This is a genomic window from Colwellia sp. C2M11, from assembly GCF_018860915.1.
Classification (GTDB): domain Bacteria; phylum Pseudomonadota; class Gammaproteobacteria; order Enterobacterales; family Alteromonadaceae; genus Colwellia.
Map to the genome: position 1 here is coordinate 1 of NZ_JAHKQD010000053.1, position 26,802 is coordinate 26,802.

At 36.0% G+C, this 26,802-nt stretch carries 22 protein-coding genes, 3 tRNA genes and 1 other RNA gene; 14 read left to right on the forward strand and 12 right to left on the reverse strand.

Annotated elements, in window-relative coordinates:
* Positions 1 to 148 precede the first annotated feature (148 nt).
* The 3 genes from KO509_RS16200 to KO509_RS16210 form a co-directional block, all read right to left on the reverse strand.
* Positions 149 to 225, reverse strand: a tRNA-Met gene (locus tag KO509_RS16200).
* Positions 226 to 407: 182 nt separating this feature from the next.
* Positions 408 to 484: transfer RNA gene (locus tag KO509_RS16205), tRNA-Met, on the reverse strand.
* A gap of 98 nt (positions 485 to 582) precedes the next feature.
* A tRNA-Met gene (locus KO509_RS16210) sits at positions 583 to 659 on the reverse strand.
* Positions 660 to 955: 296 nt separating this feature from the next.
* Between KO509_RS16210 and rlmKL the strand changes: the two genes are divergently transcribed.
* The 4 genes from rlmKL (at position 956) to KO509_RS16230 (ending at position 7,235) form a co-directional block, all read left to right on the forward strand.
* Positions 956 to 3,112: a bifunctional 23S rRNA (guanine(2069)-N(7))-methyltransferase RlmK/23S rRNA (guanine(2445)-N(2))-methyltransferase RlmL gene (rlmKL, locus tag KO509_RS16215; protein ID WP_215974448.1), complete on the forward strand. Its 2,157-nt coding sequence runs from the start codon at positions 956 to 958 to the stop codon at positions 3,110 to 3,112.
* Positions 3,113 to 3,136: 24 nt separating this feature from the next.
* Positions 3,137 to 3,403, forward strand: a complete 267-nt coding sequence (locus KO509_RS16220; RefSeq protein ID WP_215974312.1) for a glutaredoxin family protein — start codon at positions 3,137 to 3,139, stop codon at positions 3,401 to 3,403.
* A 65-nt stretch (positions 3,404 to 3,468) separates the two neighbouring features.
* Complete coding sequence (locus KO509_RS16225; protein ID WP_215974313.1) at positions 3,469 to 5,385, forward strand: ATP-binding cassette domain-containing protein; 1,917 nt, start codon at positions 3,469 to 3,471, stop codon at positions 5,383 to 5,385.
* Positions 5,386 to 5,438: 53 nt separating this feature from the next.
* Entirely contained in the window at positions 5,439 to 7,235 is a 1,797-nt protein-coding gene (locus tag KO509_RS16230; RefSeq protein WP_215974314.1) for a DUF3466 family protein, read from the forward strand.
* A 753-nt stretch (positions 7,236 to 7,988) separates the two neighbouring features.
* Here KO509_RS16230 and KO509_RS16235 read toward each other — a convergent pair.
* Both KO509_RS16235 and KO509_RS16240 read right to left on the reverse strand, forming a co-directional pair.
* The gene (locus KO509_RS16235) at positions 7,989 to 8,348 is read right to left on the reverse strand and encodes an RnfH family protein (protein WP_215974315.1); all 360 of its coding nucleotides are present in this window, start codon (positions 8,346 to 8,348) and stop codon (positions 7,989 to 7,991) included.
* A 1-nt stretch (position 8,349) separates the two neighbouring features.
* Complete coding sequence (locus KO509_RS16240; protein WP_215974316.1) at positions 8,350 to 8,790, reverse strand: type II toxin-antitoxin system RatA family toxin; 441 nt, start codon at positions 8,788 to 8,790, stop codon at positions 8,350 to 8,352.
* 163 nt (positions 8,791 to 8,953) lie between these two features.
* Here KO509_RS16240 and smpB point away from each other — a divergent pair, with 163 nt between their 5' ends.
* The 6 genes from smpB (at position 8,954) to KO509_RS16270 (ending at position 16,852) form a co-directional block, all read left to right on the forward strand.
* Positions 8,954 to 9,448: an SsrA-binding protein SmpB gene (gene smpB / locus KO509_RS16245; protein WP_215974317.1), complete on the forward strand. Its 495-nt coding sequence runs from the start codon at positions 8,954 to 8,956 to the stop codon at positions 9,446 to 9,448.
* A 195-nt stretch (positions 9,449 to 9,643) separates the two neighbouring features.
* Positions 9,644 to 9,993: a transfer-messenger RNA gene (ssrA, locus tag KO509_RS16250) on the forward strand.
* Between the two features lie 420 nt (positions 9,994 to 10,413).
* Entirely contained in the window at positions 10,414 to 12,435 is a 2,022-nt protein-coding gene (locus tag KO509_RS16255) for a histidinol phosphatase (RefSeq protein WP_215974318.1), read from the forward strand.
* Positions 12,416 to 12,712: a hypothetical protein gene (locus KO509_RS16260; protein WP_215974319.1), complete on the forward strand. Its 297-nt coding sequence runs from the start codon at positions 12,416 to 12,418 to the stop codon at positions 12,710 to 12,712. The genes KO509_RS16255 and KO509_RS16260 overlap by 20 nt, the downstream gene beginning before the upstream one ends.
* A gap of 502 nt (positions 12,713 to 13,214) precedes the next feature.
* Positions 13,215 to 15,092, forward strand: a complete 1,878-nt coding sequence (locus KO509_RS16265) for an Ig-like domain-containing protein (protein ID WP_215974320.1) — start codon at positions 13,215 to 13,217, stop codon at positions 15,090 to 15,092.
* 221 nt (positions 15,093 to 15,313) lie between these two features.
* On the forward strand, positions 15,314 to 16,852 hold the full coding sequence (locus KO509_RS16270; protein ID WP_215974449.1) for a transposase: 1,539 nt from the start codon (positions 15,314 to 15,316) through the stop codon (positions 16,850 to 16,852).
* Between the two features lie 806 nt (positions 16,853 to 17,658).
* Here the strand turns inward: KO509_RS16270 and KO509_RS16275 are convergent.
* Positions 17,659 to 18,048, reverse strand: a complete 390-nt coding sequence (locus tag KO509_RS16275) for a hypothetical protein (RefSeq protein ID WP_215974321.1) — start codon at positions 18,046 to 18,048, stop codon at positions 17,659 to 17,661.
* 89 nt (positions 18,049 to 18,137) lie between these two features.
* On the opposite strand from KO509_RS16275, the gene KO509_RS16280 reads away from it, so the two are divergent.
* The 4 genes from KO509_RS16280 to KO509_RS16295 all read left to right on the forward strand — a co-directional run bounded on the left by KO509_RS16280 (position 18,138) and on the right by KO509_RS16295 (position 19,428).
* Positions 18,138 to 18,578: a MarR family transcriptional regulator gene (locus KO509_RS16280; RefSeq protein ID WP_215974322.1), complete on the forward strand. Its 441-nt coding sequence runs from the start codon at positions 18,138 to 18,140 to the stop codon at positions 18,576 to 18,578.
* Positions 18,579 to 18,602: 24 nt separating this feature from the next.
* Entirely contained in the window at positions 18,603 to 18,818 is a 216-nt protein-coding gene (locus KO509_RS16285; RefSeq protein ID WP_215974323.1) for a hypothetical protein, read from the forward strand.
* A gap of 137 nt (positions 18,819 to 18,955) precedes the next feature.
* Positions 18,956 to 19,162, forward strand: coding sequence for a hypothetical protein (locus KO509_RS16290; RefSeq protein WP_215974324.1), 207 nt, complete (start codon positions 18,956 to 18,958; stop codon positions 19,160 to 19,162).
* Positions 19,163 to 19,251: 89 nt separating this feature from the next.
* A complete protein-coding gene (locus KO509_RS16295; protein ID WP_215974325.1) occupies positions 19,252 to 19,428 on the forward strand; it encodes a hypothetical protein in 177 nt (58 codons plus the stop codon).
* A gap of 193 nt (positions 19,429 to 19,621) precedes the next feature.
* Here the strand turns inward: KO509_RS16295 and KO509_RS16300 are convergent, their stop codons facing one another.
* The 6 genes from KO509_RS16300 to KO509_RS16325 form a co-directional block, all read right to left on the reverse strand.
* Positions 19,622 to 19,954 (reverse strand): hypothetical protein, encoded by a 333-nt coding sequence (locus KO509_RS16300; RefSeq protein ID WP_215974326.1) that lies wholly within the window; start codon positions 19,952 to 19,954, stop codon positions 19,622 to 19,624.
* 119 nt (positions 19,955 to 20,073) lie between these two features.
* Positions 20,074 to 20,469, reverse strand: a complete 396-nt coding sequence (locus tag KO509_RS16305; RefSeq protein WP_215974327.1) for a hypothetical protein — start codon at positions 20,467 to 20,469, stop codon at positions 20,074 to 20,076.
* Between the two features lie 100 nt (positions 20,470 to 20,569).
* Positions 20,570 to 20,905: a DUF3088 family protein gene (locus tag KO509_RS16310; RefSeq protein ID WP_215974328.1), complete on the reverse strand. Its 336-nt coding sequence runs from the start codon at positions 20,903 to 20,905 to the stop codon at positions 20,570 to 20,572.
* A gap of 364 nt (positions 20,906 to 21,269) precedes the next feature.
* A complete protein-coding gene (locus KO509_RS16315; protein ID WP_215974329.1) occupies positions 21,270 to 24,611 on the reverse strand; it encodes a TonB-dependent receptor in 3,342 nt (1,113 codons plus the stop codon).
* Positions 24,612 to 24,717: 106 nt separating this feature from the next.
* Positions 24,718 to 25,908 (reverse strand): FecR domain-containing protein, encoded by a 1,191-nt coding sequence (locus KO509_RS16320; protein ID WP_215974330.1) that lies wholly within the window; start codon positions 25,906 to 25,908, stop codon positions 24,718 to 24,720.
* 4 nt (positions 25,909 to 25,912) lie between these two features.
* On the reverse strand, positions 25,913 to 26,524 hold the full coding sequence (locus KO509_RS16325; protein WP_215974331.1) for an RNA polymerase sigma factor: 612 nt from the start codon (positions 26,522 to 26,524) through the stop codon (positions 25,913 to 25,915).
* Positions 26,525 to 26,802: the final 278 nt, after the last annotated feature.

Consider the following 26,802-nt stretch of genomic DNA (forward strand, 5'->3'; position numbering starts at 1 on the left):
CGAAATTGGTTACGGGAGCCCATATCTTGTGAAAGCGAACTGACGAGCTTAGTTTTATGCTTACTTAGTTTTTACTTAAATGAAATTGGTTGCGGGAGCCCATAGCTTATGAAAGCGAACTGACGACCTTAGTTTTTACTAAATAGATTGGTTGCGGGAGCCAGATTTGAACTGACGACCTTCGGGTTATGAGCCCGACGAGCTACCAGGCTGCTCCATCCCGCGTCCGAATGAACTTCTTAAGAAATAAGAAGAAAGCCTCAATAGTTTTAATTCATATTGAAAGAATGTATTACATGATTCAAACTAACTATTATAATCTTCAAGCAATAAACTCAGAGACTACAAAGTATCTTCATCTAGTAATAGAAGTAGACCATTAACATTATATTTTTAATAATAAAAATTGGTTGCGGGAGCCAGATTTGAACTGACGACCTTCGGGTTATGAGCCCGACGAGCTACCAGGCTGCTCCATCCCGCGTCCGAATGAACTTCTTAAGAAATAAGAAGAAAGCCTCAACAGTTTTAATTCATATTGAAAGAATATAATTTTACATACTCTTTATACTTGAGTAAAGTTGGTTGCGGGAGCCAGATTTGAACTGACGACCTTCGGGTTATGAGCCCGACGAGCTACCAGGCTGCTCCATCCCGCGTCCGAATGACCTTTTCTTTAATAAGATTAGGTAAGCCACAATAGTTTTACTTCATACTGCAAGAAGCTATCAGGATGTTCTCCCTGAATTCGATGCGTATAGTAAGGATCACTCGCCAATAAAGCAAGTGATTTTTTTACAAATCAGCTAAAAATCATCTGTTAGCTTAATTGTTCTTCGTTATGTCCTAATTATAAGCTATTTCGTCACATTAACTGAACTTTTGTTTATGTGTGACTGTACATTCGTTATAATCGCGTCATCGTTTTTTCTGGAACCACACTATGACAGTGCCTATGCAACAATTTTTAGCCCTAACCTCCCCAGGTATCGAGGTATTACTCGCCGATGAAGTAAAAAACCTTGGTGCTGAACAAGTTATTCAAAAGCCAGAAGGTGTCTATTTCTCAGCATCCATGGAGCTTGGCTATAAAATTTGTTTATGGACTCGTTTGGCTACACGCGTCATGTTAAAACTTGGCGAAGGTGAAGCCAAAGACAAAGATGAACTATTTAAAGCTGCAAGCTCTATAAATTGGCTAGAACACTTTAACAGTAATACAACCTTTTCAATTGACTTCGTAGGTTATAGTGAAGAAATTCGAAATAGCCAATTTGGTGGATTAACCATTAAAGATGCGATTGTTGATCAATTTAGAGAGCAAGGTTTTGAACGTCCTGATGTTGATAAAAAATCACCTCAAATCAGTTTTCAAGCGCGACTACTAAAAGATCATGTCAGCATTTATTTAGATTTTTCTGGTCGAGGGTTATTTCAACGTGGTTACCGTGAACATTCAGGTGCAGCGCCATTAAAAGAAAACTTAGCTGCGGCCTTAATTATTCGCTCTAACTGGTTAGACGATACAAGTAAGCCGCTAGTAGATCCTATGTGTGGCTCTGGCACAATATTGATTGAAGCCGTAGCAATGGCAACCAAACAAGCACCTGGAATTCAACGTGCTTCTTGGGGATTTGATGCTTGGTTAAAACACGACGACACTATTTGGCAAGAGCAGCTAAATGATGCAATTGATAGTTCTGAGAATTCATTAGAAAAAGCACAAATCAGTAGTTTAAAAGTATTTGGTATTGATATTGATCCTCGTGTTATTAATACCGCTCAACAAAATTCACGTAATGCAAAAGTACAGCGTTTTATTGAGTTTAAATGTCAAAACACCAATAACATGAATAATGTTTATGGCTCTAGCGCTAAAGGTGTTGCTGGTACTATTTTATTTAATCCTCCTTATGGAGAGCGCATTGGTGAGATACCGGAATTAGTAGAAAACTTTGTATTATTCGGTCAAAAGCTCAAGGCACAATTTATTAATTGGCGAATCGCGATTTTAACCGCCAATATTGAATTACTTGCGATGCTTAAGTTATCAAGCTTTAAACGTTATAAATTTAAAAACGGTCCATTAGATTGTCAACTAGCGCTTTATAATGTTGATGAGAAACAATTAGAAAAAGATGCTGTAAACCCTCAATCATCTTTTGCTGAAGAAGATAGTGATTTTGCTAACCGCTTAAAGAAAAACCGTAAAGGATTAAAAGGCTGGCTTAAATCAAATCAAATTGACTGCTATCGCCTTTATGATGCCGATATTCCTGAATATAATGTTGCCATTGATGTTTATGGTGATTATTTAGTTATTCAAGAATATGCAGCGCCAAAAACAGTTGACGCCGACAAAGCTAAAAGACGCTTACAAGAAGTTATTTATTGGGCCCCTAAAGTATTAGAAGTTCCTACTGATAAAGTCGTACTAAAAACACGTGCTAAACAAAAAGGCAGTAATCAATACCAACGCGTTGATAAATCAAAACAATCAATCACCATTAATGAACATGGCGCACTGCTTAAAATTAATTTATGGGATTATCTTGATACCGGTCTATTTTTAGATCACCGAAAAACACGACAAATTGTTGCTAAAAAAGCGAAAGACAAAACCTTGTTAAATTTATTCGCTTATACTGGTTCTGTGTCATTACAAGCAGCGTTACATGGTGCTAGATCAATTACCACGGTAGATATGTCAAATACTTACCTTAATTGGGCACAAGACAATTTTTCGTTAAACAAACTCAACAGTCATAAATATCAATTTATACAAGCAGACTGCCTTGATTGGCTGAAAAAGAACACAGATAAATATGACTTAATCTTTATTGATCCGCCTACTTTTTCAAACTCAAAACGCATGGAAGATAGTTTCGACGTACAACGAGACCATGTTGCCCTCCTCGCTGATGCCTTAAAATCACTTAACCGTGGTGGGGAAATATTCTTTACTAATAATAAGCGTAATTTCAAAATGGACTTTGAAGGTTTAGAAGCACTAGGATTACAAGCTAAAAATATGTCTGATATTACCAGAGACCAAGATTTTGCTCGTAATAAACATATCCATAATAGTTGGTCAGTTACCCGAAAAGGCTAGCATAGAAAAATATAAGAGCGAATAATGACAATATATAATTTATATGGCAGCGAAGGTTGTCATTTATGTGAAGAAGCTTTAGCACTGTCCTTATCAGTAATACCTAAGGCGCAATTGAATCAAGTAGATATTGTTGACCAAGAAACCGTCGCTCATGAAAGTAAAACGTTAGTAGAATTATACGGTGTACATATTCCCGTATTAGAAAAACTAAACCCAGCGGGTAAAGCTGATAACCAAAAACTATTTTGGCCCTTTACAGCAGAACAAATTATCCAGCTATTAGATTGATAGATAACAGTAAGTGCTCACTAATTAATAAGTGCTGCTGTTTAACAATAAAGAGTTAAAAACTGATGGAATTATTAAGAATAGCTAATGGCGAACTCGCTTTTGGTGAAGACAAAATTTTAAATAAAGCAGACTTAAGTGTTCAAACCGGTGAACGTATTTGTTTAGTTGGCCGTAACGGTGCTGGTAAATCAACATTAATGAAAATATTAATGGGTTTACAAAACTTAGACGATGGCCAAATATTAAAATCTAGCACAATGCAATTAGCAATGTTGGAACAAGATCCACCAGAGTCGTCTGACTTAAGTGTGTTTAGTTATGTTGCGCAAGGCGTTAGTGAAAATGCAGACCTACTGAGTCGCTATCACAAATTAATTCACTTGATTGGCGAAGATCCAAGTGAAAAAAATCTTAATAAGCTATCAAAAGTACAGGATGAACTTGAACAAGCTGGTGCATGGCAAGACGAACAACGCATTGAACAAGCCATGAGTACGTTATCATTAAATCCTGATGCTAAAATTAGTGACTTATCTGGAGGTTGGTTACGTAAATTAGCCCTAGCTAAAGCATTAGTAACTAACCCTGATATTTTATTACTTGATGAGCCAACCAACCATTTAGATATAGAAAGTGTGTTATGGCTTGAGAAATTTTTAAAAGATTTTGGCGGTACCATTATTTTTATCAGCCATGATAGAGCATTTATTCGAGGTTTATCGACTCGAATTCTAGACTTAGACCGTGGCAAGCTAACAAGTTACCCAGGTGATTACGATTTATATATAGAACAAAAACAACATGATTTACAAGTAGAAGAACAACAAAATGCCCTATTTGATAAAAAGTTAGCTGAAGAAGAAGTTTGGATTCGTCAAGGTGTTAAAGCTCGACGTACCCGTAATGAAGGGCGTGTTCGTTCCTTAGAAAAACTCCGTTTAGAGCGTAAAGCGCGTAGAGAAGTACGTAATCAAAGCACAATGAACATTACCCAAGGTGATCGTTCAGGTAAACTCGTATTTGAAGCTGAAGATGTTACTGTAGCTTTTGGTGATAAAGTTATCATTGAAAACCTTAACTTACTTATTACACGTAACGACCGATTAGCCTTCATTGGCGCAAACGGTACAGGCAAATCGACCTTAATAAAGCTTATTATGGAGAAGTTAAAGGCCACTAGCGGTAAAATGCGCTCAGGTGTTAATTTAGAAATTGCTTATTTTGATCAACATCGTGAAGCGCTTGATGTAAACAAAACCGTGCAAGAAATCGTAGGCGAAGGAAAACAAGAAGTCGAAGTTAACGGAAAATCTCGCCATGTACTTGGTTACCTTCAAGATTTTCTATTTAGCCCTAAACGTGCTCGTACGCCAGTTCGCGCTTTGTCCGGTGGAGAGAAGAACCGTTTATTACTCGCTCGACTTTTTTTACGCCCGAGTAATTTACTAATTCTCGATGAGCCTACTAACGACTTAGACATTGAAACGTTAGAGTTATTAGAAGAAGTTGTTGCAAATTATGCAGGAACCGTTATTTTAGTTAGCCATGATCGTGATTTTGTGAATAACTGTGTCAGTAGCTGTCTTTATTTTGATGGTACAGGCCGAATTAATCAAATCGTAGGTGGTTATGATGATGTTGATAGCTATCTAGCGTTAAAAGAAGAAGAGCGCCAACGCCACTTATCAACAATTAATAAAAAAGAAGCAAAGCAAAAGGCAACACCCGCAGTACAAAAAGAAACACCACCAGCGGTGAAAAAGAAGCTTTCTTTTAAAGAAACTAAAGAGCTTGAAGAGCTACCAAAAATAATCGACGAGTTAGAAAATGAAATTACTGATTTACAAGAACAAGTCAATCAAAGTGATTTTTTTAGCCAAGATGAAAAACATACAAAAAAAATATTGAACCAGCTTAGCGAAAAAGAGTCCAAACTCGACACTGCCTATTCAAGATGGCAAGCGTTAGATGAACTTTAACCCCTGCAGTCTGGGATTTATTCCTACAATAAATAAAAGAGTTAAGTAGTAGAATGAGAAAAATAGCAAAGAATATTATCGCCCTAAGCATTAGTAGTGCACTAAGTGTAAGTTTTTTAAATACAGTAAATGCCGCCACATATCAAATTGTTGATGAAAGTGAATCGAGCCAAGCAAAGTATACTTATGCTCAACAACAAAACACTAATGGTGATATGGTTATATCAGGTACTAGTTTGTATGACTTTCCTGTGCAATTTGATTACCTTGATGACTCTGATTTTACTGCCATTCAACTATTTGCAGCCATAAATCACGAAAGTGTTCATGCCTTAAATGACCTTGAAGATATCGATGCTTTAAGAGCTGGAAATCCAACTGCCAATGATTTATCTTGGGTAGTGAGATGGTTACAAGATACATCATCAGGAAAAGGTAATGATATTGAATACCAAAAAGTCGGTGATAGCATCGCCATCACAACCGTTGGCGGTCTACAGCAAGAATATACCTTATTAGACACAAACTTCGACGGAACTGAACAACTAACGCGCTCAACGGTTGATATTGTCGCTGGAATTACTGATACCGGTATTTCCTATGGTAGTGCTACTGCGCCTTATTTACCAAGTGAAACCTTTACTGACGATGAGAATGTCGATCATGTATATTGGCTTAGAGAGCATGGCATGAGAGGCTTCTATTCTTATAATCAAGGTAGTCAAATTCATGAAATAGTTCCTTTAGAAGCAAACTATGGCGGAGGTTTCTCTGCACTAATGGATGTAAATGAAGTCGGTGTTGCTGTAGGGTTTAGTAGTTACAAACTAGTACCAAGTTATTCTGACTTTATTGAAAACGAAGATGGCGGTTGTGCTGATCCAGATGTTGTTCCAGCGGCGATGACACTAGACGCTTGTATTGCACAAGTACAAACTGGTTCAACATCTGCCACATATGACTCTATGGCAATTAAAGCCACATTAAACCCTGATGGTTTACCTATTATTGAAGAGCTAGGTTTATTAGTAACGCCACATGAAGACGATGAACGCTCTTATTCAAGTTACGCTTTAGCAATCAATAGTAACGGCGTCGCAGTTGGTTATGCTGATGGTTTTTATGATCAAGATATAATTACACCAACAGTCGATCAAAGAAGGTTTTATCAATATGCTGTAGCCTATAAAAATGGCAGCGTGATAGATATTAGTGGTGATCATAGCATTAGAGGTACATCTGTTGCTTATGATATTAATGATGCAGGTACTGCCGTAGGTTATGTCACTAATAGTAGCGGCGTACGTAAGTTTTTCTATGTAGACACTAATGCACCTTTAGAAGAAATTGACCTAGTCACTCCTAATGATTTTTTCTCTGGCTCAGACAGCACAGCTAGAGCAATCAATAATAGTGATCTAATCGTTGGTGAAGGCGAAATTGAAACGCATAACGAAAGCACAAGCAACCCGCGTAGAACCGCTGGTTTTGTTTATGATATGAACAATGATGTTTTCACTAACCTCAACTTAGCTATTCCATGTGCTTTACGCTCAACCTATAATATTATCGAAGCACAAGACATTAATGACGATGGTATAATTTCAGCAACAGCAACCATAAAAGTAGAACGTCGTGATGCTTATGGTGAAATAATGTTAGATGATTTTGGTTCACCATTAACAGAAGATGTTTTACGTGCAATCACTCTAGAGCCAACACCTGACACTGGTGAAGTTTGTACATCAGCAGAAGAAGATAAAGTAGTTCGTCAAGGCGCTAGTATAAACGTAGCTGGGCTTTTATCTATCATGGCATTATTTGGCTTACGACGTAAGTTCTTTAGTTAAACATACATCTAACTATTTACAATGTTTACAGCGTTTACAGCGTTTACAGCGTTTATTAAATAATAACAGAGATCTTCGTGATAAGTATCAGTCCTTGTGACTACTAGTAGTCACAAATAAAAAGCACCTAAAGGTGCTTTTTTCATTCATACCAGTTTCATTAATTAAGTGAACAATTTTATACGTAGAAAAAATTGCCAAATACAAGGCATGTATTTCAATAACTAGTTGTTCTAATTATTAAATAAATAACGATGTCGTTGGTGATTTTAGCAAGTAACAATGATCACATAGTTAGTGAGATTGGTATTAGTAACTAAACTCAATATTACCGCGAATCAATGATTTAATTTATTATCGTAAAAACACACCTAATAATATTGCTTTTTCACAGAAGCTTAACTAAATTTGAAAGTGAAGGTAAGAGTGTTCCTATATCAATGATAATAAAGGAGTGTGCATTTATGATGAGAAGGCCAAAACGAGACCACCAATACAGGGCTCATACAGGTAAAAACTTAACAAGTATCTCCTAACGTTCTAAGAACAATGCCCTTACCAATGTACTAGAGTAGACAAGTACAAAAGTACAATATCAATGGTTCAGTGGTTGGCGTGCAGCCATAGAAATAAATAGTAAGGCTTGTATAAATAATCAACTCAGTGATTTATTGTAAATCAAGTTTTAAAAAATGTTTCAGCTCCACCAAAAAGCCCAGCATCTGCTGGGCTTACTTTTAAGCTTCTAGATGTTTATTTATCTTCTTTTTTCGCTAAAGGGTTAACTCTACCACCGGTTGTTTTATCTGCGCGGCCTTCAAGTTTTGCCTTTTCAGCCCTGCGCTTTCTTACTTCTTTAGGGTCGGCAATTAAAGGTCGATAAATCTCAATTCGGTCAAAATCTTCCAAAACTGTTGATAACTTAACCGCTTTATTCCAAATGCCAACTTTATTTTCAGTTAAATCAATCTCAGGGAAAAGCTCAATAATACCCGACTGTTCAATGGCTTCCTCAACAGTTGTTCCTTGCTTAAATGTCAAAGATAACAACTTCTGTGTATGTGCAAGACCGTAAACGACTTCAACTTGAATTTCTTGACTTGAGTTTTCCATATTAAGCTGCTGCTCCGTAAATATCTTTAGCTCGTTGAGTAAATGCTTGTACCATATTGTTAGTTAAATGATTAAATATTCGACCAAAAGCCAAATCAAACATTTTATTAGAAAACTCATATTCAAGCTCTAAACTAACTTTACAAGCATCATCAGACAAAGCAGTTAAAAGCCAACGGCCATATAACTTATTAAACGGCCCATCAACTAACTCTAATTGCACTTGCTGATTGGAAATAAATGTATTCTTCGTTGTAAACCACTTATTCAACCCCGCTTTAGAAACCAATAAAGCAGCGGTAACTGAATTATCATCTTCCGTAATAATTTTACTATTGCTACAATCAGGTAAAAATTGAGGGTAAGCAAGCACATCATTTATTAATTGAAACATTTGATCAACACTGTACATAACCAGTGCACTTCTACTTATGGATGGCATTCTTATTTTGACCCTTACGCTAACTTAGCGATATCATACCAAAACACACAAACAAGCGCATTATTACTTGAATATAAGCAATGAATTTTTACTAAAAAGAAATTTGTTCTATCAAGTCTCTTATTTGTAGGTATAATCATCGCCGATAATAATGGAATTCAAAATGGCAAAGAAAAGTTCAAAAAATAAATCTAACAGTAACACTATCGCTTTAAATAAAAAGGCTAGGCATAACTATACCCTATCCGATAAATTTGAAGGTGGTATGAGTTTACAAGGTTGGGAAATAAAAAGTATTCGCAGTGGTAAAGTAAACATTTCTGACTGTTATGTTCATATAAAAGACAGAGAAGCTTACTTATTAGGCGCAGAAATAATGCCGCTTAAAGAAGCCTCAACACACGTGGTATGTGATCCAAATCGTGATCGCAAGTTACTACTTAACCGCAGAGAGCTTGACGTTTTAGCTGGCGCTGTTGACCGTGAAGGTTACTCAATTATAGCTACAGCTATGTACTGGCGTAAAAACTGGGTAAAACTTGAGTTTTATTTAGGTAAAGGTAAAAAAGATCATGATAAGCGTGCAGATATTAAAGACAGAGAATGGGCTGTTGATAAAGGACGCATACTGAAAAACAAAAATTTGAACAAAGAATAAATAGCGATATTAAAGTAGATACCGTTAAGTTGAACAAAGACTAAGCAATCTATTCAAAATTTATCGATATTTAGCATAATTCAAATTTAGTTACGTTGTGTATCTATCAAATGCGCTGTATACTTCGGTTATAAGCGAAGCTCATTCCCTGTAATGAACTTGTTTATAAAGTAAAAAGAGAAAAAGAAAAAACTTGGGGCTGATTCAGGATTCGACGAGATTCACGAAACCCAAGGTGCATGCCGAGGGGCGGTTGGCCTCGTAAAAAGCCGCAAAACTATAATTGCTAACGACGAAACGTTCGCACTAGCCGCTTAGGCTAGCCATCGCCTCAAAAATTCTTCTGTTGTTTAGAGGATCGATGGTCACATTAAACAGAATAGCGAGGGAAGCATGCTTAAGGCTGAACCGCGAAATAGTATTAAGCTCACCATGACGAAGCCTGTCGATTGGCGTCTAATTGGTTAAATAAATAATCGACTAAGCATGTAGTACCGAGGATGTAGGTTTTTCGGACGCGGGTTCAAATCCCGCCAGCTCCACCAATTTGATAATTAAAGCCGCTTTTTAGCGGCTTTTTTTATGCCTGAAATTTAATAAATAGTAGTGATTAACCTTACTTATACTAAACAAATTAACTAAGACACTCACTTATAAACCTTAACTAAGAAGTTTATGTTGTTCAAGTTGGAGCGACTATCCCTGTTAATTATAAGTCTGAGTTAAAAAGCTTATCTTGTTAATACGACACTAGACATACCTATTCTTCGACCATATTAACTGAAAACAGACCTATAGCATGGGTAGCGAAGCAACTTGACCATGGTGATATAGGTATGACATTAAGTACATATGTTTGATGGATATCATAAATATATTTGATAAGTTAAAATATATCTTGAATTAAAACTCAATAAAACATAGTCTAAGGTAAGGAAAATATAAACAGTAGGATGTTGAATGATATGAAAAAAATAGACTTTCATATACACACAGTAGTAACTCCTAGCGATCAATTTTTTGAATTTTCAATTAATACTTTACAAAATTATATCGAGGTTATGCAACTCGATGCTATAGCTATCACAAATCATAATATATTTGATTTAGAGCAATATAATAATATAACTCAAGATGTAAGCATTCCTGTTTTCCCTGGGATAGAGATTGATGTAGAAAATACTCATATTCTTCTAGTAACAACCAGTGATGATATATACGACTTTAAAATAAAATGTGATACTGTCTCCTCTTTAATTCCTGATAACACAACTTATATCTCAGTTAATAAATTCCAAGAGATATTCCCAGATTTATCAAAATATATAGTAATTCCACACTACAAAAAGAGTCCTGTCATAAGCTCAGGTACTCTCAGTAAACTTAGCTCTTATATCACAGCCGGTGAAGTGAATTCACCCAGAAAATTCCTCGAATCACTAATGACTGATGCAGATCTAGTCCCCGTTTTATTTAGTGATTTAAGAATAAAGCAAAACTTAAAAACCTTCCCTACACGCCAGACATTTTTTGATATTGGAGAAATATCCCTCTCAAGTATCAAGAGTGCTCTAGCCGATAAAAATAAAGTTAGTTTATCTGAAGCTGATGGGAATAAGTTGTTTCCTATACTCAGCTCAGGTCTGAAAGTATCTACTGGATTAAATGTCATTTTAGGTGAGAGATCTAGCGGGAAATCTCACACTTTAAATTTGATCCAACAACGAGATAATGAAGATGAACGAATTAAATATATTAAACAATTCTCACTATTAGGGGATGACGAGAGTTATCATAGTGAAGAAATAAGTAAGAGCTTAAGCCTCAAAGCTGACGAACACTTAAAGGAGTTTAAAACTGTATTAGAAGATATTGCAAATATTGATCTGGAAGTAGATGAACGAAAAGTACAATCATATTTAGATTCATTATTAAGTAACGCAAAAGAACATGCTAGGAGTGATGCTTACTCGAAGTCCAAACTCTATAATGAAACCGCGTTTCCTTTAAAACAATTACAAACCCTAGAGAAACTAATAACCTCTGTTCAGTTACTTATTGAGAACAAGGATTATAAAAACATCATTGAAGCAAGCATTGCTAATTCTCAGTTAAAAGGTTTGATCTTAAATTTAATTAGAGAATATAGAAGTGAATACTTTATAAATCTAAAACTAACAAAAGTGAACCAGATAGTTACCTCTGTAAAAAAAGATTTAAATGCTCGCTCCGTAAGTACTCAAATTGAAGATATCAATTTTTATGATTTACAAATGAATAGAAGAAAAATAGATAAATTTGAAAGTATAGCAACATCCCTTAAAGTAGAAAAAGAATTTTATAGCCATAGCATTCAAGGTTTTAGACGGGTAGCAACTAGAAAAGCCTTTTTTAGAGCAAAAGAACTTAAAGCAACAATAAGAACCACAGCAGCACTAACACCTGCTTTTAATGTCTACTCTAAACCATATGAATACTTAATAAAGCTTAGGGAAATTCAAATAATACCCGCCACTGATTACTATAAGTTATTCACAGAAATAAAATTTCAGATCTTAAATTCTCATGGTTGTGAGGTTTCTGGAGGAGAACGTTCTGAGTATAGGTTATTACAACAAATTAATGACTCAAAAAATTACGATATGCTGCTAATTGATGAACCGGAATCATCTTTTGACAATGTTTTCTTATTGAATAAAGTCAACACACTAATCAAGGATATCTCCCAAGTGTTACCTGTTATTTTAGTTACGCATAATAGTACCGTTGGGGCATCTATTAAACCTAATTATATTATTTACACTCAAAAAAATATTATAGATGGTAAAGCAATATTTGAAACATTCACAGGATTCCCTTCAGATAAAAATCTTGTAGGGCTTTCAGGAAGTAGTGTTGAAAATAGAGTCATTCAGATGAACACGCTTGAAGCCGGAGAGGACTCTTATTTAGATAGAGGGAAAGCATATGAAAATCTTAAAAATTGATAGCGATAAAGGGTATTTTTCAACTGATGGTAAAAATTGGATTGCAATAGATGAAATAACCAAAGAAGGTATTTTATCTCTACTTAATAATATTATAGAAAATGATGTTGAACTAGATGAGTACAATGAATGTTTACTAAAAAATCCCGCTCATAGGATTATTTATGAGAATATTTACAAAAACTTTGAGCCTATCTTAAACAATAAAAGTACTTTCGAGGACGATTGTGCTAATTTGTATAAAGATGCTTTTATTAAGTACCAAGAGCAATCCTAGGTAAAAGGAATTAACAAGGACACTCGCTTATAAACAATAATTGAAAAGTCTGTATATTCCATTAAAGACTGTTCGACAGTGGAATATGAACCGTAGGCAGCGTGAAAAACGTGTCCATTTAAACGGGGTAAAATCATAAAAACTCAAATTATTGAATGAAATATAACCCAATAAAACCTAATGCATTATATTTAAAGCATAAGACCATAATGAATTAAATTTAATGCAAAAAGAAATCAATAAAATTAACGAGGACACTCGCTTATAAAACAATAATTGAAAAGTCTGTATATTCCATTAAAGACTGTTCGCCAGTGGAATATGAACCGTAGGCAGCGTGAAAAAACGTGTCCATTTTAACGGGGTAAAATCATAAAAACTCAAATTATTGAATTAAATGTAACGCAATAAAACCTAATGCCTTATATTTAAAGTATAAAAATTTGAGTGACTGTCCTTTATAATTATTTTTAGGACAACAAATCATACAAAGGATTTATTTTTGAAAAAGTTATTAACAATCATGATCATGTTCACTGTAGGTTTTACTCACGCAGAATCATATATTTCTTTAAAAAGTGACCAAGGAGAATTCATTGGTTCTGGGCAAGAGCATGAATTAACAGGTGACTTTAGTGTTTCCATTGGAGAAAGTCAGATATCAATAAACCATTCAAGTGGGTTTAACTTTTTATTTATTCCTCCAATTGATCGAGATTTAGAACGAGGTGTTTATCTATCAGCAGAAAGAGCCCCTTTTAGAGGGCCTTTAAACCCAAGGATGTCTGTAGGCTCATCAGGTAGAGTTTGTAATACAATTGCAGGTGAGTTTTATATTTATGAGTTGGATTACAGCGGTGATACCCAAATACTTGCAATGGACTTTATCCAATATTGTGATTCTAATTCAGTAAAACTAACGGGTAGCATACGCATAAATTCGGATATTCAAACCCCATATCCGCTACCATTTCCTATTATTTCCAGCAATTCAACTTCTGTCCTTGAAGGAAATAGTTTTGTAATAACAGGCGAAAAATCGGTCTCTAAAGCAAGTAAAATTGAAAGTTACTATTGGGAACAGGTAAGTGGTCCAAAAATCAACATCGCTAGCGTTGTTAACGAAAGCACTGAGGTCGAGGTATTAAATGGCATCGAGCTTGGTGGAGAAGAAATTGTTTTAAAGCTAACCGTGAACGATAATCTGGGGCAATCTGAGTCTATTAAACATACCATTAATGCTAAGAGTAAAAGTGATCCTCGCACATATTTTACTATGGACAGTGAAGCTGGAGACTACATCGGTGCTGATCAAGATTGGTTTTATGATCTTTCAACAAGCTCAATTACAATGTCGAAAAATTATGACAACGGTATCTCTGTTTCAATATCTGGCAGCGAACATTGGTCAGCTCAGTTTGCTGCTCCTGACGAAGTACAATTACAAGTTGGAGAGTATGACTATGCTGAAAGGTTTCCTTTTCAAGATGCTGGTGCTGCAGGTCTAACTATTTCAGGTAACGGCAGAGGGTGTAATAGAAATTACGGCCGCTTCAACGTCACCAAATTAGTGTGGGAAAACGATCAGCCCAAAGCATTCAAAGCGAGCTTTGAGCAGCACTGTGAACAAATGTCGGCACCTTTGTTGTCTGGTGAAGTAGCCGTGAATGCGGTACATGATAGTGTTCCTTATGCAAATGCAGGTGTTGATATTGAAATAAATGAACACGAAGTCGTTAACCTTAATGGATCTGATTCTTTCGACCCTTTAGGTAATATAGTCATTTATAAGTGGAGTACAGCCAATGAAACTGTGACTATAAATAATCCTGGGGAATCACGCGCTAATTTCATAGCTCCTTCATTACCAGATAAAGCTGAAAGTAACGATGTACAAGTATCGTTATTGGTGACAGATGATGAAGGATACAAAGCCATTGATAGTGTTAATGTAAGAGTATTGGCTAACAATAGCTCACCTGTAAGCGTCGATGATTATTTTGAAGTGTTGATTGGTGGAATTGTGCAATTAACACCATTAAATAATGATGATGATAGCGACGGTCAAATAATAATTGATTCCATAGAAGTGATTCAAGAGCCTGCACATGGAACTTTAATTATTAATTCTCAAGGGATTATTGAATATTCACATACAGGAAGTTCTACTACCGAAGATACTATTACGTATTCGGTAAAAGACAATGATGGTGCTATTTCAAATGAAGCTACGATAAAAATACAAATCAAAGAGCAAATCAATGTTCCTGAGCCAGAAGCAAAACAATCATCAGGTGGAGGAACCATGAATTTCTGGCTAATTCTATTTATTTTTGTCTCTTTTGGATATAGGCTAAAGGCGAATCGAATGTTGTCTTAACAAGTCATCAAAGCAGGACAAAAAACAGTTGGTTTTACTTCTTCGTCGTTTATTTTAACCAACTATTATTTGCCTCTTAGCAAGGCATTGAGGCTGTAGAATTTCTCCCAAAAGAGCATTTTATGGTCTTTTTTCAATTAAACTCATTTGTATGAAAAACGTACTTGTACGTGACGTTCGTCTGTGATCTAATAGTTATTATTCGCTCAAAGATAAATATGATGGCTAACTACAAACCTGATTTATCCTGTCAAAGTAAGTTCATTCCGATTGATTTCTCACAGCAAATTATCCCCGGTACATTTGAATACGCACTTTCCCATATTGTTGATAATCACCTTGATTTATCGGGCTTCGAACAGTGGTATCAAAACGACAATGGCGGCGCAGCTGCCTATTCACCGTCTGTGATGTTAAAAATAATTCTCTTTGGTTATTCTCGTGGTTTTATCACTAGTCGCCGCATTGCTAATGCGTGTGAAACTAACATTACCTTTATGAGTTTATCGGGAGATGTGCAACCGCATTACACCTCAATAGCTTCGTTCGTTGCTCGAATGAAAGACCAAATAGCGCCTCTCTTTACGCAAGTTTTAATGATATGTGACAAAGAAGGTTTAATTGGTCGCAATATGTTTGCCATTGATGGCTGTAAGCTAAAATCAAATGCGAGTAAAGAATGGAGCGGCACATTCGACGAGTTAGGTCGTAAAAAAGCAAAGCTAGAGCGCGCGAGTAAACGAATTATAGAACGCCACCAATCTCAAGATGGCCTAAATGAAGCGTTAATAACACAAGACTTAAAACAAAAAGAAAAACTGGATAAAAGTGCAGAGAAAATCACTGAATTTTTAGCCACACATCAAGAAAAAACAGGCAGTAAAGGCAAACCGGTTAAAAGTAATATCACCGACCCAGACAGTGCGAAAATGACAACATCAAAAGGCACAATCCAAGGTTACAATGGTATCGCGATTAATGACGATAAACACCAAATTATACTGCAAGCACAAGCGTGGGGCTCAGTAGGAGAGCAACAAACCTTACAGCCAGCCGTTGCACAATTAAAAAAACAACTTGTTAAACTCAATACAAAAAAAGAAGTAGATAAACACACTATCAAATTCACCGCAGACAGCGGATTTAACAGTGAAGTGAATCTTGAGTTTATGGCACAAAGTGGCTTTGATACTTATATTGCAGATAACCAATTTAGAAAAAGAAATCCGCTATTTAAAGAAAGTGAAACATACGAAACAGCGCAAGAAAAGCGCCGACTAAAACGCAGTAAAGGCAAGCCACGGCTATTTACCTCAGACGATTTTCATTATGATGAAGTAACGCAAACATGTCGATGCCCAGCAGGTAACGACATGTGGCGAAGCGGTATAAATGTAAAAAGTCACAATCAACAATACACGCGATTCTGTGGTTACTTAAAAGACTGCAAAAGTTGCCCACTGCAACAACAATGTATGAGAAAGCGGCCAATAAAAACAGGGCGGCAAGTTCAGTTTAAAAATGATGAATCGTGTAAACAGCTAAGCTATATTGACAAAATGAAGGTTAAAATAGACAGCCCAATCGGTCGACGACAATACAGTAAGCGATTAGGTGCTATCGAGCCAGTGTTTGGCAATATTACCGTCAACAAAGGCATGAATAAATTGACCTTACGCGGGAAGGAAAAAGTAAACAGCCAATGGCAAATGTATTGCCTTGTTCATAATATTGAAAAGTTAAGAAACAACCTGCATTAAGGGTTAAAAGCCCAACTCCACATCATACAAATCGTTATAACACTGAATTATCAGACGTTAATCCACTATTTCGTTAAGTTAACGAAGTAAAAATAAAATCGTCAAAAACGTAAACGTTTTTGATTGTTAAAAGAAAACAATCCGGTTAGAGTATTTTGATTAATAAATAATATAAAAACGAGTTATTCTACAAGCTCATTAGGTTTCTTTTCAGAATGGAGTTATAAATAACATAGAAGCAAATATCAAAATCAGTACCATTATGCGTATTTTAGGAGGGTTAGTTTCAACACTATTTTTAGTCATGGTGCTATTTTCATTCTTTTCTAATGAACCAATACCTATAGATGTTGTAATTTCAGGTTTTTTTTTATTTTATTTGTTGCTCCTATATGCATTTATGGTTACATATCAGGTAAAGCCCTAGATAAGTTACCAACTATCTTAGTAAGTGCTATTAAAGGCCAATCTCTAAAAGGTTAGGAGTCTCAAACCTAATAAGAAATTCAACAGGGCTAAAAAAGCGAGCTGTTCGCTTTGCTCCATTTTAGCCCTCTATTTTTAACCTGTTAATAGGGCCATTAAGGGTTAAAAGCTCAACTCCACATAATACAAATCGTTATAACACTGAATTATCAGACATTAATCCACTATTTCGTTAAGTTAACGATGTAAGAATAAAATCGCCAAAAACGTAAACGTTTTTGATTGTTAAAAAAAACAATCCGGTTAGAGTATTTTGATTAATAAATAATATGAAAACGAGTTATTCTACAAGCTCGTTATTCCTTCCCACTTAATTATGTCTAGCAGTGCCCCATCGCTTTTCTGCTCGTCATTTGTAGAATCCCGAAAAGACCAACCATGACAGCAACAGCGCTAGCTACCAAAACCCCACCGATGGTCGTAATCCATACTCCTGAGATAATTAGCCCTACTGATCCTATTACCCAAATATAATCGCCTGTTGAAAAATACAATATCAATTCTTTTTGTGGCAGAGGAACCCTTGACGCCCAAAGCAGATGAAGGCCATTCAGTATCAATAGAATGCCCAAAATCAGAATGTATGATTGAGGGGCTGGTGACGCGCCACCTAAGAAATTTGCCACTAGGATGGGTTGTAGAGCAAAGAGCATCCCAAAAACTATACAGCTAGTAGCGTTTGCACGCATAATATTTTTTAAACTTAACATAATAGGCCCTCCTATGTATAATTGGTTGACATAGAGCATAAGTGGTGAGGATTTAAATGTCAACTAGGTTTACACATAAGGGAATTCCAATGGTTGAATCTCAGTCGTTGCAGCTCATCCAAAGTGCCCAAAGGCTAAACGATGTGATTACCCAATATATCTCTCAGCGCCTAGTAGAAAAGGGTTATAAGTCGCTAACGCCCTCCCTCCTTTCTTTTCTCAGTGTTCTCGAATGCGGTGTGAACTATGGTTCAGAAATAGCAAGAAATTTGAACGTGACGAGACAGATGGTCGCGAAAACAGTGAAACAGCTCTGCCAGTTAGGATATCTTGAGCAAATAAATGGCGCTGGGAAGCAGAAAGAAATTTGTTTTACAGGGACTGGAGAATACCTAATGTCAGATGCCAGACAATTACTAGCAGAGTTGGATGAAATCCTATTTAAGAATACAAATACTAAAACGCCACAAGCAATTATAGGCGAGCTTAATATAATGATTTGTGCAGTTAATGATCGCCAACACACATAACAAGTTACTGCACTCGGAAAATAAATGACCAAGGAAGAAAATAAAAAAGAAAACACTCTGGCTGACTCTGTGGCAGCAGTCTGCGCTGCTGGATTGACTATTGTGGCAATGGCATTTTTAGGATTATCTAATCCACCCGAGGAAACAGGCTTTTTTCTTCCTCAGGCGCTACTTTACGGGTGCATTTTTACGGTTTTCAATTTCTTTACTTCTAGATTTTTCAAATGGCTATATTCTTAATTTGTTAGGCTAAGAGTTTGATAGAATAATGACACATAACAAGCCAAGTCAGCGGGCATTTTACTCGCTGAAAAACACTCATAAAATCCCCTTCTTGGGGCGTTATATTACTAAAAAAAGTAGAGTTTATTGCAATCATGAAAGTTAAACTATTTACTAAATCATTAAAACCAAAATTAAACTTTTGGATGAAACCTATTGGAAATCAAGATGGTGGATTAGAGGCAAAAATTAACCTTTGGCTTGCATCAAATCCTGATATTGAAATAAAAAATATTACTCAAACTCAAAGTGGCGGTTCATGGATGCCAGCGACAGTTGTGATAACTGTTTGGTACCAGTAGTAACATAACAAGCTAATAAACAAGGGCAAAAAACAGTTTGCTATTTTTTGCCCTTGTTTATTATGGGGTTAAGTCTCTTAAGGAGTTTCGTGTCAACGGAAATAGAATTCCTAAATGATGACTTTGATAGGGCTGATTACCTTCAGAGTATAGTTTTAACAAAAGCTACAGGTGGTGAGCTTGAAAAACAGCATTATAGTCAAATGCGTAATCACTTTATGGTTAACCCTACTTATTCAAAATTGATACACAAGTTTAAAATTTAAAAATAGTAACAGAAAAATTAACAAGGAAATATGACTAAAGAGACGCTTGCAATGAGTGGTTGAATTCAATAAAGGATAATAATGACGATAACTTGCACGTCAACAGAATAAGAGCTAAAGCTATTTTTAGTTAATTACAAACGCAAACAACTGATAGCGCCTACACAAAAAATGATCATAGTTATTTGAGCTATTATTTACTTTTTATGATTTTATAGCCTCGTTTATCACTATAAGTTAGTTTGAATACCTGTTTAACAGGATCATTATATTGAATATGACTAGCAACAATTTCATAACCTGATTTTTTACAGTTTATTTCCTCCATGAACCAGTTATCATCGAGCAATTCCGTGATAAGAATTTCTCCGTTGATACTTAACTCATGAATTATATGCTTAAAACCTTTTGCCTCAAGCACCAAATGATAATCAAGGTACTTACAATCAAACCTGCTTGTTGAGGCAGAAGAATAAAAAGAAACGAATAATAACGTAAATAATAAAGCAGACCGTAAAATTTTCATACAAACTCCAATCATATAGAATTTTATTAATAAGTCATCAATGGTTGATTTAAGTGAATAGTAAAGCTAAAAAATCAACCATTTATTGTTCGTCAAAGCGTCGAGTTAACTATTTAGCATTAATATGCAACTTTAGCCTTATTCTTTAACTTATCTTTAAAAACAGGATAAAGGTTATAAGTTGGATAAAATTCCACGGTAAAAGCTTTCCAAGCGCTTTGCTCTACTGCCAAGTTAACCTCTCTAAGCTTGTGTGCAGGTACTTCTAATGTAACTACCTGGCCAATGCCCATCATCACATACCAGCTTACAACCGTTACTCCTTTGGGCGGGAATTTATCAAAGAATTTCTGCTCTTCTAAAATTTTTTGATACTCTTCAAAACTATTGCTTTGGTCATGTTTTAACAAAACGGTAAGGAGTATTGAGTCTTCCGGCTGTGTCTCAGCTACAGGCGCAGCGATAGACATCAGGCTAGTTAAAAGCAGTACAAAAACTATATATAATTTAAACATAAAATTTCCCAATTGTTAGGCGAATTAACACTTAACAACTTACGATGGTGATTTATTTATAACATCCATGCATTCATAGACCTTATTTAAAATAACTTTTCTATGACGGTACTAATCCGCCATACGTTTTTCCAAGCCACTGACAAATAGCACGTCCGTCATTAATATAAGCTCTGTTAGTTTTTTCTGATAAGTTAATATTTTTCGGTTGCTCACCTTCAGGAAATATCAGTGCGGGACTATTCTGTAGGTCTTCACCAAGTAGTTTAACCAAGTCATGACGTGGTCTATCAAAATCAATTAATTTAATATCAACATGTTCACGCATTTGTGGTTGATAATCAAAGTATCCCATGACCAAGGCGCAGTCAGGACAAAATTGATCCGCGGCTTTACCATAGCCTGGCTTTAGTAAAAATAGTTGTGGTTTTTTCATGATATTCATCCCAATTTTATATAATTATTATTTTAAAATTCAAAAGATTACGTTTTTAACAAAGAATAATTAAAACAACTAAATCAATGCTAAATACTTAGCGAGTTAGTTTTTTAATCCTTCTATGATTCAACACATATCCAAGTAATATAACACTTTGAATGACGATGGCATAGAAACTATACCGGAGTCATTATCTCTAATACAATATCGCTAACGGACTTCACCCAAAACATTGTTTTATATGTATTTATTTGATAGTTGAAATGAGTTTGAATAAACATCATCAATAACGGTAGTAAATTAATTTTAGGTGTTAGTTAATAATACGCTGGTTTGATAAAAACCAGCGTATTCACTCATTTTAGAAACTAGCTTTAAGACCAGTAAAGATATATCTACCTTGTGCATCGTAGATTTGTGGATATGTATTTCCTCGACCAGATGTTTCTGAACCGCCAAAACCTGCAATAGAAGTTAATGGTGGATCTTGATCAAGAATATTATTTATACCAAACCTTAATTCAATGTTATCGTTAATTCTATAGTTTGCAGATAAATCAACGTAACTTGTTGCCTCTAACTCATCAATAATAGGACTAGTATTACTACCATATTGTTTAACAGTTCCTATATGACGCCATGTTAGCGTCATCGCTAACGCATCTTGGTTCCAACCAATAGACGCCCAGTGTCTATATTCTGGTCTTGGTGTTCCACAAGAGCCGCCATAATAACCTGCGCAATCGAATGCATCTTCACCAGGTAAAGACTCTTCTTCGAATTCATTAAGCAACGTGGCAAGGTAATTTAGTTTTAATGAACCATATGAACCGATATCGATTGAGTATTCTGCTCCTAAATCAATACCTTTAGTAGAAAGGCTACCTGTATTGATGTTGGTTGCTTGAATATAACTTTCATCGTCAGTTAGCCAAAGAGTACCTGCTTCATCACGATTTATTAAACCACAAAAGAATGAGTCTCCACTATCCAAGCATTTCGTCAAAGCAAGCTCAGGAGGAACAGTACCAACAAAACCTTCTACTGTAATATCAAAATAGTCAACGGTAATACTTAAGTCAGGAATCGCTTCAGGTGTAATAACAATACCTACCGTAACAGTATCAGACTTTTCAGGTTGAAGGTTTACATTACCCCCTGTTAAAGTTGAATATTCACCAGTAGAGCTATTTAATATTTGTCCATAAGTATCTGCTGTAACACCCGTTAGCATACATTCCGCAAGTTCTCTAGCTGGCTCTGGCGTTGATGTTGCAGGCTCAAAGTCACCGGCACAAGGGTCAGTTAAGCCATTCGTACCTGCAGACATAGAAAATCGACCATTCGCTTGTGAGCTGAACAATTCTACTGGGTTAGGTGAACGCGTAGCACGTTGGTACTGTGCACGAATAAGTACATCTGATGTAGGTACCCAGGTTAAGCCTGAAGAATAAGTATCCTGTGAACCTGTGGTATCGTAATCAGAGTAACGGTATGCACCATTTAATACTAATTCCTTAAACCCCTTTTTGCCTTCAACTAATGGAATTTGAAATTCAGTAAAAAATTCGGTTACCGAAACTTCGCCCTCCACAGGCTCTCTAACAACTGTTGTGCTACTGCTTGTGTCTGGTGTTAGTTCAAGCGAGTCTTTACGGTATTCGAAACCGAAGACTATTTGCATTGCACTATCAGCTGCTGGGCTCATCAAACCAAAACGCTCTAAATCACCGGAAATACTAGCGCCAAGTACTTGCTGTGTTGTTGAGCCAGTTCGTATGCTTGGTGCGGTTAAAAAATCAGTAGCTGCAGGATCAATTGCACCGGGCTGGAATATATTCCAAGGTAGGCAGTCAGGCTCTTCACCCGACAACGCTGAACGACAAATAGGCTCGCCTGTTGCAGGGTCGGTAACAACATCAATAGCTAATTCTGCTTTCTCTGACAATACATCATTGACCAGTATTTCCGTATAATCAACATTTGAGTACTGACCAAAAATTTCATAATCAAAATCTTCAAATACAACGCCTCTTACACCTGTAATCATACGGTTTGTAATCAAGGTTGACTCTGTAGCACGAGCGCCACCTTCAATATTACGTCGTCCAATAGTAAGCGGTGCTCTTAATACACCATCCGCATCGGTATAGGTAACACTTGAATCACAAAAAACAGCGTTTTGATCATCACTTAGTAATGGATTATCACAATTTATACTTGTCGTTCTGCCTAATGATAAACCCCCTGGCGCAATTTGAGCTGTCGTATTATTTCGTGTGAAGGAATAATCCATAAACCATTCAGCTTCCGATGAAATGTCGTAACGTACAAAAGTACCAAAGGTTTGACGCTCGCGTGGGCGTTGTAAATAATTTCCACCAACATAATTGTAGGCATCAGTTTCACCAGAGTAATTTCGTAGTAAACCCGTTTGTTGATCAACAGCAAGGTTAAAAGCACCTTCACCAATTCGGCTAAATACAGTATTCTCTGGCTGAGTTCCTGATCCTGCACAACTAAATTCAGTGCCGCTATTAGTTAGTCCTAATGGACACGAAGAAATATCTCTATCTTCCCAACGCACTTCTCTGTCTCGTGAGTAACCCGCATAGGCAGTAATATTACCTTTACCATTATTTAAATCACCACCTGCAATGATATTAAAGTCGACACTTGCCCCATCAAACTTTGAGCCAGGATTAGGCTCATCGTAGCTTTCTAATAACTGCCCCATTGCACTATTATCATTTTCAGCATAATAAGTGCTCGCTTGAGTGTTAATTTCAACCCCTTCAAAGTCCCGCTTCATAACAAAGTTAACAACGCCAGCAATAGCATCGGCACCATAAACGGCTGAAGCTCCACCTGTTAATACTTCTACACGCTCAATTAGTTGTGAAGGAATTTGATTAAGATCTGCGGCAACAGAGGTTGGAGAGCCAAAAGGCAGACGTTTACCATCTACTAATACTAATGTTCGATCAGCACCTAAACCTCGTAGGTTTACCGTTGCTGTCCCCGTGCCTATTCCCGATGAAGAGCTTTGTGCTGATAATGCTTGCGGAAGGGTGTTAATTAAATCTTCGGCTCGAGTAATACCACGAATTTGTACTTCTTCACTACCAACAACCGTCACAGGGCTGCTTGATGTTAGGTTTGTATTTTTAATTCTAGAGCCAGTAATAACAATTTTTTCTACCGCAGTAGCTTGAGATACCTGACTATCATCTTCTGGAACACTTTGTGCTCCGGCATTAACGCTAACAGCAGCGACTAATGCACTCAACACACCGTTACGAACAGCAATGTTTTTTTTATTTTTCATGTCTTCTATTTCCTCATTATTATTTTTTTGATGGCTATTAACAGGAACATAAATTTTAATAGCACCATTTTTGGTATAGCTACTCGCTAAGCCAGAGTCTTTTAGAAGGATCGTAATTGCTTGCTCTAACAGGTAATTGCCAACCACAGCATTCGCCTGTACAGCTTTTGTTTCTTTGTAGGGAAATAACAAGACAGTACCTGTCTGAAATACTAACTCGTTCAGCGCATCAGCAGCATTCATTGCTGGAACATTGATACTGAAAACTTGCTCACTTGAATTAGCACCAATCACAGTAGTTGAGCAACAAATAGCGACAACACTTATCAAGTTCCTTACAAAGCTCAATACGACCACTTTAACGCTAACTAGCACTGTAGCCTCCAATTAATGAAGACAAAATAATGTGGCAAAACCGGACTTTTTATTTTATTTATTTTATTTATTTTTTTTATTAAGATAAATAAAGCAGATACTTTCATTAAAACTCCTCAGGAGCGCTAACAACCTGTACATGGTTATAATTTAAGTGCTTTATTTTCAACCCCAAATTAGCTTCCAAAGCTTTGAACATTGAGTCAGTATCCCCCACTTTTATCTGCCCTCCAATTTGTATGTGACGTAATTCAGGGTTAACTATTTCAATTGAGACTGGAATGTAACGGCTAATTTCTTCTATAACTTCTTCAAGTGACTCCCCAGAAAATATTAATAAACCCTTGCGCCATGCAAGTTGCTTTCTTTTCTTATCATTTTCGCCAATGGGTACTAACTTAATTAACGGCTTTTTATTTGATAAATCATTAACATCGCTAGAGGATACTGTATCAAGTTTTTTCATCGTAACCCCCTCTCCTGCTGTTACTACTCCTAAGCCATTAACAGCACTAGCATTATCTCTATTACTGTCAGACATTCTCTTTGCTGGTCTACCAATGGTTGGAGGCGCTTGGTTTAAGTCATCATAGCTTAAATCATTTTGCTTATTACTTTGCGAAAGGTTTAGTGAGATAGGTAGAATAGAGGCAAGTTCGACACTTCCTTCAGTAACAAGTACATCAACATCGCCTTTATTAATATAAACATTAAAAGCTGTACCTACTGCTTGTACACGCCCATTACCAGCATAAACTCTAAAAGGTTTTTGTTTATCTTTAGCGACTTCAAAGTGGACTTCGCCTTGCAACAAACGAATATCACGAAATTCATCACTATAATTGACTTGAATTTGACTATTGGTATTTAGTTGTACTCGCGAACCATCTGCAAGCATAATCATTTCTTGTTGGCCGACAGCAGTCGAATATAATCCATTACTATTGGTAATATTTTGATAACTAAACCAATAACTAAAGACAACACTCAATACGACTATCATAGCCATAATCTGAGCTTTATAACGAATAGAGTGTTCAATATAAGATAACAGGCGATTTCTACAAAGTTGTGTAATGCTTTTAGGCTTAGCCAGCTTGCCTAAAACATTACAATGTGTCCAAAAAGCATTCAAACTTTTAAGCGCTTCTCGATGTACTGGGCTTCGTGCTAACCATTCTTCTAATGCCAGCTCTTCTTGTTCACTTAAAGGCTTATCACTGTCTAACCTAACGAGCCAAACTAATGCTTCTTCATCGATAATTTCGCGATCGGGAAATTCTATAATATTTTTCATCATATCACCTAGCTTGCGATCCTTTCTTTACTGAGCTTTGTTCCGTTTGATTATCTGGCTGATTAGCCTGACGAATATAATCTCGGCAACTCCTTGTGCCATTACGTAAGTGTTTTTCAACGGCACTGATAGTGATGCCAAGATGTTCAGCTATTTCCTTATGGCTCATACCATTAACCTTACGTAATAAAAATACCCGACGACACTTATTTGGCAATGCATTAGCAGCTTTATAATATAACATCACTGATTGCTGAGCTTCTAGCTCATCTTCAAGCGTATCTTTACCATCGACAGGAATCGAGGCAAGTCTATCTTCAATGTAAACTGTCATCTGCCTAGATTTTCGATTTAGTTCATTAAGTGCTACATTTTTAGCGACTCTGAATAAATAAGCTTTAGGATTATTAATACTACTTTTATTTTCAATGTTAACAGCTTTTAAATAAGCCTCTTGAGTCACATCCTCAATATCTTCATCTTTGGATAAAAACCGTTTTAAGAAATTCTTTAAAAAATCTATATTCTCGATAAAAGTACTAGAGACTCCTGTATTTTTCGAGCTCTGCGTCCGATATTCATTTTTTACAGAAGAATCTCGTTTAATTTTTGTCATTATAAAACACCTGTTCCGCAACTAATTGCTGAATTGATAAAACCTCGTAATTAAAAGTTCAAAACTTAGACATAATTTTCAATAAATTATATTTATTACAGATACACATAGATAAAAAAGCATAAAAATCGAGTTTACTTTATTTTCTATTAGCCCCTAGCTATATGCTTTATTCTTTTCATCAATTATTAACCCTTATAACAACCAAATTAATACCCGTTTGAAAACACAGTTCATTAAAGATATGTGTATTGATGTAAAAAGGTTATACGTTGGAT